Origin of the sequence: Blautia sp. DFI.9.10, assembly GCF_024461705.1 — a bacterium.
Classification (GTDB): domain Bacteria; phylum Bacillota; class Clostridia; order Lachnospirales; family Lachnospiraceae; genus Blautia_A; species Blautia_A fusiformis.
This window is the reverse complement of the sequence record NZ_JANGAA010000001.1, coordinates 216,949-232,391: the sequence shown is the minus strand read 5'-3', so window position 1 is coordinate 232,391 and position 15,443 is coordinate 216,949. Positions and strand designations below refer to the sequence as shown.

Annotated in this window: 11 protein-coding genes; 2 read left to right on the top strand and 9 right to left on the bottom strand. The window is 45.0% G+C overall.

All coding sequences use genetic code 11. The annotated features are described in order from the left end of the window. Positions 1–40: 40 nt before the first annotated feature. The 8 genes from NE671_RS01030 to NE671_RS00995 form a co-directional block, all read right to left on the bottom strand. Positions 41–2,062 carry a GGDEF domain-containing protein gene (locus NE671_RS01030; RefSeq protein WP_256163553.1) on the bottom strand — a complete coding sequence of 674 codons (2,022 nt, stop codon included), beginning with the start codon at positions 2,060–2,062 and terminating at the stop codon, positions 41–43. A gap of 161 nt (positions 2,063–2,223) precedes the next feature. Then, entirely contained in the window at positions 2,224–5,502 is a 3,279-nt protein-coding gene (locus NE671_RS01025; protein WP_256163549.1) for a SpaA isopeptide-forming pilin-related protein, read from the bottom strand. Then, on the bottom strand, positions 5,499–6,722 hold the full coding sequence (locus tag NE671_RS01020) for a hypothetical protein (RefSeq protein WP_256163547.1): 1,224 nt from the start codon (positions 6,720–6,722) through the stop codon (positions 5,499–5,501). The genes NE671_RS01025 and NE671_RS01020 overlap by 4 nt, the downstream gene beginning before the upstream one ends. Beyond that, complete coding sequence (locus tag NE671_RS01015) at positions 6,719–7,303, bottom strand: hypothetical protein (protein ID WP_021650527.1); 585 nt, start codon at positions 7,301–7,303, stop codon at positions 6,719–6,721. The genes NE671_RS01020 and NE671_RS01015 overlap by 4 nt, the downstream gene beginning before the upstream one ends. Next, complete coding sequence (locus NE671_RS01010) at positions 7,300–7,947, bottom strand: TasA family protein (RefSeq protein WP_015524856.1); 648 nt, start codon at positions 7,945–7,947, stop codon at positions 7,300–7,302. The genes NE671_RS01015 and NE671_RS01010 overlap by 4 nt, the downstream gene beginning before the upstream one ends. Before the next feature lie 2 nt (positions 7,948–7,949). Next, positions 7,950–8,429 carry a signal peptidase I gene (locus NE671_RS01005; RefSeq protein ID WP_021650528.1) on the bottom strand — a complete coding sequence of 160 codons (480 nt, stop codon included), beginning with the start codon at positions 8,427–8,429 and terminating at the stop codon, positions 7,950–7,952. A 482-nt stretch (positions 8,430–8,911) separates the two neighbouring features. Further along, a complete protein-coding gene (locus NE671_RS01000) occupies positions 8,912–9,805 on the bottom strand; it encodes a M14 family zinc carboxypeptidase (RefSeq protein ID WP_015524854.1) in 894 nt (297 codons plus the stop codon). A 77-nt stretch (positions 9,806–9,882) separates the two neighbouring features. Continuing rightward, positions 9,883–10,416: a hypothetical protein gene (locus tag NE671_RS00995; RefSeq protein ID WP_235812344.1), complete on the bottom strand. Its 534-nt coding sequence runs from the start codon at positions 10,414–10,416 to the stop codon at positions 9,883–9,885. A 149-nt stretch (positions 10,417–10,565) separates the two neighbouring features. On the opposite strand from NE671_RS00995, the gene NE671_RS00990 reads away from it, so the two are divergent. Continuing rightward, positions 10,566–11,408, top strand: coding sequence for an ABC transporter ATP-binding protein (locus NE671_RS00990; RefSeq protein ID WP_021650530.1), 843 nt, complete (start codon positions 10,566–10,568; stop codon positions 11,406–11,408). Positions 11,409–11,462: 54 nt separating this feature from the next. Then, entirely contained in the window at positions 11,463–12,194 is a 732-nt protein-coding gene (locus tag NE671_RS00985) for an ABC transporter permease (protein ID WP_021650531.1), read from the top strand. Positions 12,195–12,284: 90 nt separating this feature from the next. Here the strand turns inward: NE671_RS00985 and NE671_RS00980 are convergent, their stop codons facing one another. After that, the gene (locus NE671_RS00980; protein ID WP_256163546.1) at positions 12,285–15,356 is read right to left on the bottom strand and encodes a hypothetical protein; all 3,072 of its coding nucleotides are present in this window, start codon (positions 15,354–15,356) and stop codon (positions 12,285–12,287) included. Positions 15,357–15,443 lie beyond the last annotated feature (87 nt).

Below are 15,443 nucleotides of genomic sequence, written 5' to 3'. Positions count from 1 at the left end.
TCTGAAAAAGTATAGATTCCGGTCCGTATTCCTGTATCTTTCACTCTGCATCGCTTTGCTTTTTCAGTTCTTCGTCATACAGCTTAACACCTGTTTCACAATTTCCAGCAGCATATTTTCTTGCATAATTCGCTGCATCGATCGCCTCAGATGCATTGTTACATTCTTTGGTGATCAGATAGATCCCTGTGCGGACACAGAGCTCCATATCCGGATATTTCTCTTTCATCTGCCGTAAGAACTCCTGATTGGTCTTTAAAACAGATGTTTCCGGATCAACATCCATATCACATGGAGTGAAAAGGATAAAATGATCAGAGATCGCCCTGGTAAAATATACATCCATATCTGTTTTTAGAACGCTTATCACATACTCGGAAAACTGCCGCAGGATCTGATCTCCCACACGATATCCGTATTTTGCATTGATACGTTTAAATTTTTCAAAATCGGTATATATCACTGCATGTCCCGGCCCGTAACCTCCGATCAGCATTTTCTCCACGTTTTCGCGAAATCTTGAAAAAGAAGACAATCCAGTAAGCTGATCCCGTCCGGATTCTGCAGCAATGCTACGATAAGCACTGTTAAATGCCTGGCTCTTGGCATAATGCGCGGAAATGATCTTGGTCACTTCTCCCAGCAGCTTACGATCTTCTCTGGACCAGAGCCTTTTTTCCTGGCAGGTCACGTATGCAATGGCCCCTGTATAGCTTCCCTCACAGTACATGGCAGCACAGACTACGGTTTTTGCTCCGCACTGTAACACATTCTTTCTTCCCTGTTCCGAATATTCAGCCAGATCATTCTCCTGAATCACCACAGTACCATATTCATCATTGTGGCGAAACAATGTGATAAAATCACTTTTTGAGAAATGTATCTCATCTATCAAAAGCCTGTATTCTTCTTCCGAAACCCATTGAAAAACCCTGTTTATTTTCTGCTCTGTCACCTTGGTATGCAGGACTGTGATTCGGTTAAGCCGGAATTTCAGACCGATCACTTTCATCAGAAGTTCAATCGCTGCCTGAAAGCTACTCATTTTTTCAAATATTTCAAATGCAGTAGAAACAATATCATTATGAAGATATCTGGCATCTATCTCAACACCCTCGTATAATTCCTGCTTTTCCTCTGTCTTATCCTCAAAACGTCTCAGATTATCACAGAAAGCATAGCGGTTTTTTCCATTTTTCTTTGCCTGGTAAAGTGCCCAGTCTGCATTTTCAAAGAGCTGCTGATATGTATATCCGGAAACATTTTCCGGAAGAAAGCAGATCCCCACACTGCAGGTTGCCAGATACGTGGTTCCCGGAAATTTAAGTTTCTGCACTTCCCGTATCAGTTTTCCTGCCTTTTTCATGATCGCTGCATGGCTGATATCCTTCAAAAGGATCACAAATTCATCGCCACCCAGACGCATGATCACATCATTAATGTCGAACAAAGCCACAAACAGCTCCGCAAAACGTTTCAGGACTTCATCACCGAACATATGTCCGTAAGTATCATTTACATTTTTAAAATAATCTACATCAAGCACCATCATCCCGCATCCTGCATAGGGATTTCTGGATGCAAGGTATTCATCGATCAGTTCTTTTCCGAAAAAGCGGTTATACACTCCGGTCAGAGGATCTTTCTGGGCACGTTCCTCAAGAAATTCTTCCTGCAGCTTCTCCCTGGTAATATCTCTGGAGCTTCCTATGAAATAATGATATCCGGTATTTTTATCCTGTGCTATAAATCCCCGTACTGTCAGAAGACTCGCATTACCGTCTTTATTGATACACCGCACTTCTATCGTCCCGCCTTCCCGGGATATCAGAAAATCCGTCAGGTACTTCCAGTCGTCTTTATAAACATTGCTGTATTTCTGTCCACTGGTCTTAAAATCCGTAATATTTTTTACAGGTCTCAGGTATTCATCCAAACGTTCATATATGTCCGTCTCCTGACAGTACTGAAAAAGCTTCAGTGTAGTATTTCGATAAATGCAAGCGTATTTTTCCAATGTATCCCGAATATCAAAAACGGGATTTTTTTCGTCTGTTTTCATCATCGACCTCCCAGAGAGTTCTTGAGTTCACAGTATTTGTAAAAAAGTATACCATATCTTTGGGTATATATGTAGTTTTTTTATTTCTTTTTACAGTTTGTTTTTTACTATATAAAATACGCTGCGGAGGGCAGGATTACTCCTGCCCTCCTGTCTTTTTTTCAGGAAAATGATACGGGTATGGTATTTTTTATGCTGTCATTATGGGAATATCGATCATATCTGGATTTCTCATTTACAAAAGTCAGCGATGCATTTTTGTTTTGCATTGTCAGAGCAGCCGTACCGGAAGCAATCTTCCGGGGATCTGTACCATATGCAGGTGCAGCGCCTTTTATGATGCGGACATTCTCTGTATTTGCCCGTACATCTTTCAGATAGTAGCGTAGTACCGGTTTTTCCCAGACTGTATACTGCCCCAGTGGGATATTCCTGAGAGTGACCGATAATGTTGCATAGCCATTTTTATCGGTTTCATAGCTTCCTCTGGTAAAGGTGACATAATCCTCATATCTGTGAGGATTTCCGGATAGATCCGTACCTTCTGCCACAAAGGAAAAGGTTGGATTTCCATGAGCCCAGGTAATATCCTCCTCTTTGATCTTTTTTATGATGGTGATATTTCCCAGCGGAAGTGTTACCGGAGTATTCTCTGCTTTCAGATCCACAGTATCTGTATTTTCTTTTTTCTGGAAGATTACCTCCTTTTCGTATTTGCCTGTATAGTTTTCCGGATTTTTTGTTTCCACTACTTTGAACCTTCCCTGATTAGCATCTGTAAGCACCAGCTCTTCGGTAGAGTACCATCCGGTTTCTCCGTCAAACTTCAGGATGCTCTGCCCGCCCAGGTTATTCTGGTAAGTCTGCTTCCCTCTATTCCACTGAAGCACGGTAAATTCAGCATCTTCCAGAACTTCCCCGGTATAGATATCTGTTTTTCTCAGACGGATCACCCCTGTATATTCCTTTTCCTGTTCATTGACAACTTCAAAGGAAAGGCGTGCATCCTTGTCTGTGATATCCACCTCTTCTTCCCAGCTTCCTGTATATCCGGGCGGAGTCTTTGTTTCCACGATCTTATATTTTCCCTCATTATCCGAAGTCTTTAAAAGTTCACTGCTTACATAAAGCTCACTTGAGCTATCATAATCCAGAAGTGTTCCTTTTTCTTTATAGGCTTTTTTTGCTGCACTGTATTCATAAAGTGTAAATTCCGCACCTTTCAGGATCTCACCGGTTTTCGCATCGATCTTACGAACTTCAATTCTTCGTTTTTCAGTCTGGTAGTTCACTGCTTCAAACAGAAATTCCTGCTTTTCTCCCGGCTTATCCAGCGTAAAATTCTTCTGCCAGTTTCCGGTGTAATTGGGAGGAGATTTTGTCTCACGCACACGGAATTTTCCCTGATTGTCTTCGGTATAATTAAATTTCCCGGAGTTATAGGTACGCTTCTGTCCATCATAAGTCAGTTTTTTTAAGGTTACGTAGGCTTTGCTTTTTTTACTCCACTGATACAGGGTGAATTCAGCTCCTGCCAGTGGATCGCCGGTATTTCCGTCTTTCTTTCTGATGGATACTGTTCCGCTGATATCCATGATATCCGTTACGCTGACGGTTGTTGTCTTTCCGCCGGTTACTGTAACATTTTTGATAGCGGTGTTCAGTTTATAGCCTGCAGCGGCTTTCGTTTCTTTCACATAGTATTTTCCCGGAACCAGTTTTGAAAAAAGGATCTCTCCACTGGCGTTTGTTGTTCCGGTTGAAACCTTCTGATCCTTACTGTACATAGTCCGGTATCCGGAGGTCAGAGCTTCTGCTGCAAACAGTCCGTACTGCGCTCCCTGGATCAGTTTTCCCGTGTTGGGTTCCTTCTTGACCAGCTTTGCATTGCCGTAAACCGATGGCTTTACTGAAAAGGAAAGGCTTCCTCTTGTTCCCTGGTATACGTAAGCGCCAAAATCCTGTACTCCATCTTTTCCTGCCTGGGCACTTCCGTCAACCAGGATATAGGAAACCGGCTGAAGTAGCATTTTGCAGGAAAACTTCTTTGTTGCAGATGCATTTAACGGAAAGATCAGAAAAAAATATGCTCCATCCTTAAGGCTCAGGCTTGTCCCCGACATCATTTTGGGATTGGTTTTGTGAGAATTATAATCCGCTGCACTTGTCCAGTAGGCCAGCTGCCATTTTTCTGCGGCTCCTCTTGTTATGGTGATCCCGTTCCCTGCTTTTGCTCCATCTGTTACTTTCATAAGAGTACTCATCTGAAATCCGTCCTTCATACTGTCCGGAACAAAGGGAAAACCTGCAGGTCTGCTTCGGAATACACTTAACGGGATCGTCTTTCCGGATGCTGCTGCCCAGGAACCGTCTTCGGAAACATAAACGGCTGCCTTGTTTCTTGCAGGGATCGTCAATGTCTGGATCTTATCGATCAGGCGGTTTATCCCTGTATGTTCTACTTCTGCTGCTGTGGCATATCCACAGTCATTAAAGTATACCTTTGACAGCGCAATATGCGTAAATACATAACGGTTCTGCCATTTTGACCAGTCTATGTGACTGCAGGAGGGGTCGTATCCGGTTCCCAGATCCCCCGGTCCTCCGTAACCAAAGTACAAAAGCTTCTGGATCACAGAATTAGTCAGTGCTTTTACTGCCTCATTCTTCAGCGTCATACTGTCCAACCCATCCTGAGTTGCTTTCAGGCAATACAGAGGTGAAACCTTTTCCTCTCCTGTATCATCGATATAATGTACAGAGCGATACGTACATCCCATACGAGTTTTATTTCCGGAACCAAGAAAATCATTGGCAGCTGTCCAGATCTCATCGCAGTAAACCCTGGTCCAGCTGTCCAGATAATACTGGGACGGAGAAAGTGCTGCAACTGCAAGGGCATCCTCTCCTTCTGAGATTACTTCCACACTACCAGCTTCCCGGAACTCCCCGGGAAGTGCTGCAGAAAGAGCAATGATCTCTCCGTTTTCGATATCCTGGATCAGTTCCTGATCCTCTTCACTTTCTCCTGTAAGGATTTCCGCGTTTTCTTCCGTGAATACAGTAAATCCCGAATCCTCTGTCTGCTCCGGTATCTCTGTCAGAGCTATATTTTCTCCTTCTTTTGAAACAGCTTCCGGTTCTTCTTCCGGTTCGATCAGCTCATCACTGTCCGTATTTTCAGTATTATCTTTACCTTCTTCAAAAGCTTTCTCCACCGTTTCCGGTTCAGGCAAGGCTGTCGGAACCGGCATCTCAGCCTCCCCAGGCTGATCTGTTACCGGAATGTCCGGGGCCTCCTCTTCTTCCTCCGGTTCTGTCTGTTCCTGCTGCGGATCTGCTGATACCGAACTCATATCTGCTGCAGGACTGGCCGAAACCACAAGAGAAGAAGCTGTGATCATCAATGCCATCCATGCACCGATCATTCTTCTTTTCAATTTTTTCGTCCTCCTTTCCATAGCGTCAGACTGCAGGTAAGCAGCGCCATACCAGCCATCAGTGCAAACAGGATCACAGGAGATTCATCTCCTGTCTTCACTGGTGTTGTCCTTACCGAAGAACTGTTATTTCCGGAAGCTCTTTCTGTGGCTTCTTTCCTGCCATTCCGGCGTGGAACAGGGCTGGTATCTGCCGTCTCCTGATCCTCCTCCACAGAAAAGATCCATTTCACATCTGCAGCTCGAAGAGCATATAAATTATCCAGCTCTGCCGGAACCGTAACCTCAAATCTCAAGTTTCCTTTTTCTCCGCTGGAAAATTCCCCCAGGGACACGGCTTTATTGAGAGATGCAGCCAGAAGATCCCCGGAATACAGCTTTTTATCATTCATGGTGATCACCAGCTTCAGCTTTTTCAGAAATTCCTGATCCTTTACCGATTTACATTCCGGTGATGTGCGGAAGAAGATCTTTGCTGCATGCTCCGTTGTATTACGGATCTCTACAGAATCATGAAAAACATCTCCCGGCATTGCCGTGGAAAATCCGGAAAAAAAGTCTTCCGGAGCCGCGATCAGTTTGTGCGCATTTCCTTCAAACTCCACCTTCAGATCCACCTGACTTTTTTTCTGAACCACAAGACCATCGGTATCGTGGATACATCTTAAGATCTTCTGATTTCCCCAGGGTGACATGGCACGGAAATCCGGTGCAAAATTTGCCGCCTGGACAGCATCCGCCACGATGGTGATCCCCAGCTTCTTATCCTGGTAGGATTCATCCCATTGGGATGGTACAGTCACACCGGTAAAAATATCCACGCTGTCTCCCTGTTCCAGCTTCCTGGTATAATAAAAATACTCTCCCTTCCGGATCCATCTCGGTGACATTCCTGTAAGATTCCTGTCATCCAGACCATCCAAACCTTCCAGATCATCTGTATAAGAGATCTTCACCCTTACCCAGCATGGCTCTGAGTGATTGGTGATCCTGGGGATCTTGGATATCTCATCTCCCGGAAGAACGATCCGGCGATCCTGATATTTCATTTCTCGGCCGTCCTTTTTTTCCAGTTCCCGAAGAGAAATATTGATATCTCCCACTGATATGTGATTGGTCACTGTCACGGAATCTGAAAATCTGGCATAAGCAGCCGTGCACGCCAGGATACTGCCTGCCACAGCAGCACCTACCAGCAGGGCTTTAAGGTGTTTTTTCAAGCATTCCCCCTCCTTTCTGCCTGAGCAGAAACCGGATCTGAAAAATACCTCCACGCACTTTCATAATCTGAAAATCCTTCTGCCTGTACAGCTTCCTCATAAACATTGATCTCAAAATCCTTAATGCTGTCCCTGTAAGTATCATCAATCTTTTGGGGATCGATCTGAAATCCGGTACACAGAGGAGTTGTTTTTTCACCCTCGGATATTTTTTTCCGGTAGTAATAATAGCCGTCCTGACTGTTATACACCCAGTTTGCCGTATCCAGACCTGTTAATTTCACGCCTCTGCCGATATCGTCATTGGAGTAGGAAAGGGACATCCTCACATAGCAGTCTGCCTGGAACCCTTTCACACTGCCGGAAAAATTTCCGATCCGGATCTCTTTTCTGTAGGATGGACCATTCTCCATAGGCGTAGGTGTAGGATCCGGAAAATCTTCCTCGATCTCCGTTGTCACATACCCCACTGCAGCAGAATTTATCTTTTTTTCGAAGTCTGAAAAATACGCCGCAGTCCCTGTTGCGCACAGGAGCCCTGTTGTCAGGAGAAGGAAAACGGGTCTTTTTAATTTATTCATTTCGTGACACCACCGGCCTGTCCTTTATTCTGATTTACATATTTCTGGTAAGCAGCAGTTGCCTGCTCCAGAACCGTAGTCTTGTCATCCCCGGTATTGGTAGCCTGGATCGCATAAGCCCGTACCGGCATATCGATCTGCTGTGTATCCAGCTGACCTTCGATGATATTGGCAAAGGTTACTGTATCAAAAAGAGTTGTAGTCTTTGTTCCCGGCTTCAAGATGTGGTTATATGCATAGGTGTAAACCATATTCTGCCCCACTTCGGTCCGCTCCAGCTGTGTCCAGTCCTTGTTTTTGGTGAAGCTGAACAGCTCTGTTTTTGCAAGCGCATTCCTGGTACCATCCTTGGCTACCGTGATCACATTTCGGACCGGAACAGAAACTTCCAGATAGACAAATGCTTCATTTACTCCTTTATTTGCTACATAGGGGTCCTTCCGGATCACCTGAGTAGGAACCAGATCTGTATTGTCCTCCGGTTTCCAGTTAGGTTCATCCAGGTCGATATCCACTTTTCCTACGGTAAAGCTGTTGGTTGCCGTTTCAAAATCCGTGAGATATGCAGCTGTTCCTCCGGCTGCCAGTGCAGTGATCACAGCAGCAAGTGCGATTCCTTTTACCAGTTTTCTGTTTTTCATCATGATTAAATTCCTCCCTGTATTTTTTTCTTTTTTGGGGTATATGCCAGATCAAAGAGTACTGACAGACATGCCGCTATGCAAACTGCGGCAAAAGGGATCCGGGCTTTCAGAAAATGGATCACGTAGCCCAGATAAGGCAGGTGAAAGACTACCCGCCCGATGATCTGTGACGCCTCTGCGGGAACAGGATCTTCTGTCTTGTTGGCGTCACCTTTTGTGATAAAGATATCCTTTTCTTTTTTAACCACTCTGTGGGTGACAACGGTATCTCCGTTATGAAAAGTAATGATATCTCCCTTTTTCGGAGAAAACTCTCCTTCCTTTGTAAAAACCACAGCTCCGGTTGGGATCTCAGGTTCCATGGATCCGGAATAGACCACATAGGGCCGAATCCCGAAAAGTCCGGGAATAAGAAGCACCAATGCCATCACCAGCATCAGTCCCAGAACTGTGTTGCCGATACATCGAAAAAATATTTTCATTCCTGTATTCTGTTCTACATACGATATTTGATGATCACTTCCCTCTGCAGGGAAAGAAACAGTGTTCGGATATCAGGAAAATTCCGGCGGAGACCTGCCCCACATAAATTGAGCCATAAAAAAGTCCTCCCTGTATAGCAGTCAATATGGCAATTCGCAACATGCTCCCATCACTTAAACGCACAGATTTTGAAGTGAGGACAAGCATAAGCAAAATAATAATACAGCAAAAATACTGAATGGAAATTATTCGAGCAGATATGCTCAGATGTGCAGTTCCTCTCATTACTTACAGAGGTGAAAGATTCCTGCGACATTTGTTAAAAAAGATTTGTTTCAGATGATATTATTATAGGGTCCACAGATCCGGAAGTCAATCAAATTCGTCCGACAGGATTCGACACTGGTTTCTCAGCGGGTATGTCTGTCACCCTATTTTTCATAAGCTGACAGACCCTGCATCCGTGCAACGCCAGATTTTTTTACAGCTGTACCAGAGAGTAAATATATTCCAATGGAAGCAGCATCAGATCACGGATTTCCCGTTCTTCCTCTTCTTTATTTCCGGAATTTACCGGCAATTCGATCCGGAAAGCCGGCTGGCGGATCATTTCTCCGTAATACTGTTCCGGCCTGCCTGTGCTCCTTCGCCCGTTCTGCGCTTCTCGTTCTATTGCAAGCTGCTCCAGCTTTCCCCTGGTACATTTTTTTAAGTGACGTGCAAGACGGTAGCATCTCTGACCAGTGGAAAAATTCTGATCCCGCCGATAATAAACCACCTTTTTTCCATATCCGCAGAAAACCAGCAGGCCACGTCCTCCGTATTCCTGAAAGATCCGGATCAGTGCACGTGTCTCATTTTCACTGGCAGGCTGCTGATGGATCTTTTTTCTGCTGCAGAAGGTAGTAGGAAAATTCCTTGCAGTATCCATTCCTCTTGCATTTCCCTCGAATTCATCGCAGGGAACATCCTGCATTTTCAGCATTTGACGGAAAATGGGATTTCGCACAGTATTGTAGCCCTTCCGGCAGATCTCATATCCATCCGGATTGACCACCGGTATGATACAAAGCCTGGTCTGATCCAGGAGCTTTTTTACCTCATAAAGCTCGTCCACGGTCCAGTTGCATTCATATATTCTGCAAAGCTCCAGTGCCATCCTGGTAAGCCTGTCCGTCATCTGTCCATCCGTTCCGGAAAAGCCAGCCACACAGAAAATACAGGCATCTCCTTGTCCGATCTCCAGCATAGGGATCATCCGGTCATCGTGGCTTTTTCCGATCACCCGAAACTGTGTAAAGCTGCTGTAACGCCTGGCTGCCTCCCACAGTGAATAATAAATTGCTTCGTAGGTTTTATCCTGTACTGTATCCATGATGTTCCCTTCCTTCCGTCTTTATACATGTTCATTATTATGTATATTATGCGAAAGAGCATAAAAAAAGAACCGGTTTAACACCGATTCCTTTTGTTTACAAAATAATTCAGAATACCGCCGCCGATGATGATCACCAGCGCAACTGCAACCACTCTTTTCGCTGCCTCCTGAGGAAGCTGGCCCTTGGAGCCAATAGAAGCCTCATAAAAGGTCAGCGTATAATCGATCTCATGCGGGGCGCCCATGGCCAGTGTATCTGCGATCACTTCCATCTTATCATCCAGGGCAGTTACCGGGACAGTAAAAACAGAATTTCTGCCTTCCTCGCTCTCATTGAGATATTTTTCCCCATCTACGATCATATAATCATAGTTGGAGCTGCTCCACTGGAGCCGTGCATACATCTTCCCCTCTTTTACCAGCATCAATGTGGGGGAAGAAACGCTGGCCTTTCCGCTTCCGCCTTCCAGCTCCACCTGTATGGAATATTCTCCGTCCTCCAGATCTGTCTTCACTGCGTTCTCTCCACCTGCAGCCAGAACCTGTATCGGGCATAGCAGCAGCATAGTCAGAAGAAGCAGCATTATTGTTCTCATCCTGTGTTTCATGGTTTTCTCTCCGTTTTCTGTTTTTCCTTCGTATCACTATAGCACAATGCCCCTTTTCTGTAAAGAACATCTCAGAATTGTTGAAATGTCTCTTCTTTTCCAGTATAATAGAGTGAAATTTGCATACAAACGAAAGGAAATGAACAGAGATGATCGAAACAAAAAATCTCACAAAAAAATTCGACAGTTTTACTGCTGTGGATTCTCTGGATCTTCGCATAGAAACCGGCGAATTTTTCGGTCTGCTGGGACCCAACGGTGCCGGAAAGACCACCACGATCAGTCTGCTTTCCACTCTGCTCCTGCCCACAGAGGGCGAAATCCTCATTGATGGGCAGACACTTGGACGCAACCGACCGGATCTGAAGCGCAAGATCAGCGTGATCACGCAGGAATATTCCATGCGCCAGGATATGAACATGGACGAGATCATGGAATATCAGGGCCGTCTTTATTTCATGCCACGAAAAGAGATCAAACGGAAAACTGAAGAGCTTCTGGATTTCTGTGGACTTCTTCCCTTCCGCAAGCGGACTGTAAGGAAGCTTTCCGGTGGTATGAAACGAAAGCTTATGGTATGCCGGGCACTTCTCACAAGTCCAGAGATCCTTCTTCTGGACGAGCCCACTGCAGGCATGGACGCGCTATCCAGACGACAAATGTGGAATCTTCTCCGTCAGCTGAACGGAAAAAATCTGACCATTCTTCTGACAACCCACTATATGGAAGAGGCACAGTCTCTCTGCAACCGGGTAGCACTTATGGATCACGGAAAGCTAGAGGAGATCAATACTCCATCGGGCCTGATCGACGGCCTGGGCAAATACACCGTAGATCAGGAAACACCGGAAGGGGCAAAAAGCCACTACTTCCACAGTCGGGAAGAGGCCATCTCTTTTCTGTCCTCGCTGGACGGACAGTGCACCCTTCGGGAGACAACTCTGGAGGATGTTTTTGTGGAGCGCGCAGGCAGGCATCTGATGCAGCGATAAGCCGGCATCAGCCACAGTTATCTTATAATTTAACAGAATGGACGATGAATTATCATGGGAATACTTACTATTTTATGGGAAAAATGGGTGGAGTTCCGAAGGGATTTCTATAAGATCACGCTGGCGGCCATGATCGCGCCGCTGATGTATCTGATCGTTTTTGGAATGGGGATCCAGACCTCCTCACACGGAGAGCCTTATCTGAATTTCCTGATCCCTGGTGTGGTTTCACTGACTACAATGAACGGAAGCTTTAATGCTATCGCACAGAATCTGAATGTGCAGCGTCTTTATGAGAAAGCCTTTGACCAGGTTATGATATCTCCGACACCTCTGTGGCAGTTTATTGCCGGACAGATCATCGGAGGCAGTCTCCGCGGGCTTTATGCAGGAGGGATCATCCTTCTTCTGACCATGCCGATCGGAACCGGTCTTGTGTTCAACGGATGGTCATTGCTGGTGATGTTCCTCAACGGTGCTGTATTTTCAGCCATCGGTGTTGTGGTTTCTTTCCTTGCCAAAAACCATGCGGATGTACCTCGTTTTTCCAATTATATCATTATGCCAATGGCTTTTTTGTGCAACACCTTCTTCTCTACAGAGAAGATCCCAGGCTTTCTTGGGAATTTTGTAGCTGCTCTTCCACTGTCACAGACCAGTCATCTGATCCGTACCATTGCTTCCGGCGGTGGAGTCAATTACCTCAGTGTCCTGATCCTGACAGTCTATCTAATTGCATTCAGCATTGCAGCTTCCTGGTTTATCTATAAGAAGAAAAATCTGTAAATTTATCTTTACAAAAAATCACCGGCTTTCCTGTTCTTTCGGAAAACCGGTGATTTTTTTATTTGTTATGCTATTTTGGCTATTGTGCGTTTAGATGTCCTTTTTTCTTCTTCTCACGATCACATATCCACCTGCAAGAAGGGATGCCACTGCCAGTGCGGACATGGTTCCGATCGGTGAGTTATCGGCTGTTGATACTGCATTCTTAGATCTGGTTCCGTTGCCTCCGTTGGAGGATGTTACAGATGCCTCTCCTGTTATGGTTGCATCCGGATCAGAACCTGTCTGGCCGCCGGTACCATATGTACCGTCTGCTCCCGGAGTTCCGGTAGGTGTCAGTTTTGCAGATCTAAACTGATATACTGCGGATTCAATGGTGTCTGTCTCCTGCCACTGACCACCCGTGTAGATGTATTTCTGGAAGAATACGTACAGGTTGTATGTAGCGTCTTTGTTGATTCCCTTGCCGGAACCAATCTTCCATGCTGTATGCATCTGGCTCTGGGTTGGGTTTGCAGCTGTACTCCAGTAAACCGGAACCCACTTCACATCACCCTCATTTGGATCCTGATTGGTTGTTCCTGCACCGATCACAGTAAATTCATAGAACTGATTCGGATAGAACTGAATTGCCTCATCCAGTCCCTGTACTACGCTCTCTTTTACATTTGGGATGTATGCATCCGGTGTGTCAGTCGGAGTTGGATCTGCAACTTTCGGTCTGGAATCTTCTTTAAATGCTATTTTCAATGGATTCGTCAAAACACCATTTTTATCTTTGATCTGGATATAAAGATCAATTGGGTTGTCAGAATCTAAATCCTCAAGACCGATATTAAATTTCTTATCAGCAGTAAATGTTATCTGTTTTCCGGTAGATGTAAGATCTTTCGGAGTGGCAGATGTGCCATCACTGTTACGAGAAACCCATTTATAATAACAGGTACCGCTCTTATTCGAAATAAGGGTAACATTCGCAGATGTATGGTTGATCCATGAAAAGCCAACCCATCTGACATTTGCCGGACGCTTAGCTTCATCCAATGTAATCTTCTTTGGTGTACTTACAGTTCCGTCAGTTCCTTTGATACTCACATAAACATCAATCGCATTGTTTGCATCCAAATCTTTCAAACTGATCGTGAAATCCTTATTTGCGGAAACCTTTGTTCCTTTGCTCATTTTATCAACTGTCGGAGCTTTGGAACCACGTTTTACCCATTCATAATAGTACACACCTGCTTTATCAGAACGCATAGTTACAGTCGCAGATGTATGACCTTTCCATTTATAGCTTACGTTGGAAATCTTCGCAGGTGTTTTAGCTGTTTCTTTCAAAGTAACAGTTGCAATCTTGGTCACTGCTGTCTTTGATCCATCTTTTGCTACTACCTGCACATAGAGATCAATCGCATCACCTTCCAGATTTTTCAGATCAATCTTACAATCTTTTTTTGCGGTGACCGCAATCTTGCTGTCTTTAGTTGTAATGGAAGGTTTATCCGCTCCCTTTGCCACCCATTTGTAATAGCATGTACCACTCTTATCAGACTGAAGAACTACTTCTGCAGTTGTTGCTGTTTTACTTTCTGCGCTGATTTTTGTAACCTTTGGTGCTGCCGGTTTCGGATCAACTGGATTCTGTGCCTGTGTTACTGCAATATCCTTCTTTACACCTTCACCAACAATGGCGTTACCACTTTCACTTTCTTTTACCCATACATAAAGGTCAATAGTCTTGTCTGTGACCTTGGTAAGTTTCAGGGAAGTAGTTTCTCCTGCCTTAACCGTTCCACCTTCTGTAGCTGTCTCGATGGTCGGAGCTTCCGCACCTTTTGCAACATATTTATAGTAATATGTACCTGCTTTATCAGATGTGAAGGTTACAGAAACAGTATTTGCTTCTTTACTTGTAGGATTATCAATATTAATCGTTGGAATGTTGGAAACAAGCAGACCTGTAGCTGTATTTATTCCATAACTCTGGTCGCCTTCATAGCTCATCGCCTTAATTGCCTTTGCAAATGCATCCGCAGCTAAAGATTCAGGCTTCTGGAAAACTGTATAGTCAACTGCCGGATTCTCTACGGAATATCCAACATTCTGGTTCTCAAATGCACCAGCAATGATGATACTTCCAGCACTCTGATCCTGCTGTCCTAATACGATATTGGATTTTACGCTCTTTTCTGCGCTTGTATAGTTCTCGATGATCTTTGGTTCGTCATCAGACGCACCCTCACCTTTTTCAAGTGAAACTGTACCTGTGCTGTAAACAGCTCCGCCTGTAGATACATTATCTTTGATCTCTCCACCTGTAATTACAAGTTTACCGCTGTTTTTAACTGCCGCACCTGCTGCAGTAGAAACATTCTTGGAAAGGGTAACACCTGTCGTCATCACAAATTTAGCGCCAGCTTCTACGGAAACAATCGATCCATCGGCTGCAGTTTCATCGTCTTTCTTACCTTCAACAGAAAGTTTACCGATTTCTGAGGAGCCGTCACCTTCATTCTGTGTCATGGACAAAATACTTCCTGCACTTACTTTGAACATATCTCCTGCAACACTTCCACGTCCAACTACAGTTGTAGCATTTGTTGCACCAAAAATTGCAATATTTTTATTGGCAGGAACGGTAATAGTATCTGTGAGATTAAACGATGCACTGATCAGAATCTTATAAGCAGATGTATATAGATCACTATCATCAATAGATCCTGCAAAATCAGGTGCATTATTAATCGCTGCCTGAAGTTCTGCCGCAGTAGTAACCGTTGCATCTGCCGCAGTAGTTTGCTGCTCCTGCTGCGCCTCTTCCGCCTGAGCCTGAGCTGCTGCCTGGGCCTCTGCTTCCGCCTGAGCCTGGGCTGCTGCCTGGGCCTCTGCTTCCGCCTGGGCCTGGGCTGCTGCCTGTGCTTCTGCCTCTGCCTGAGCCTGAGCCGCTGCCTGGGCTTCTGCCTCTGCCTGGGAGTCGGCTTCACTCTGTGACTGGTCATCCACAGCTGCTCCGTCATCTGGTGTTTCTGTATTCTCGTCTGCAGTCGTTGCTTCTGCCTCTGTTACCGCTCCGGTATCTTCAGCGGCAAACGCTGCGGCAGGTGCCATTCCAACAGTCATGGAACCTGCAAGCAGGACTGCAAAAAGCTGCTTTTTTTTCATTTATAAGTCCTCCTGTTATGAGTTAGTCTGTTTAAATCCAATTACAAAAAAGTATAGCACAACGCTTCAAAAAAGTAAAGCGGACCA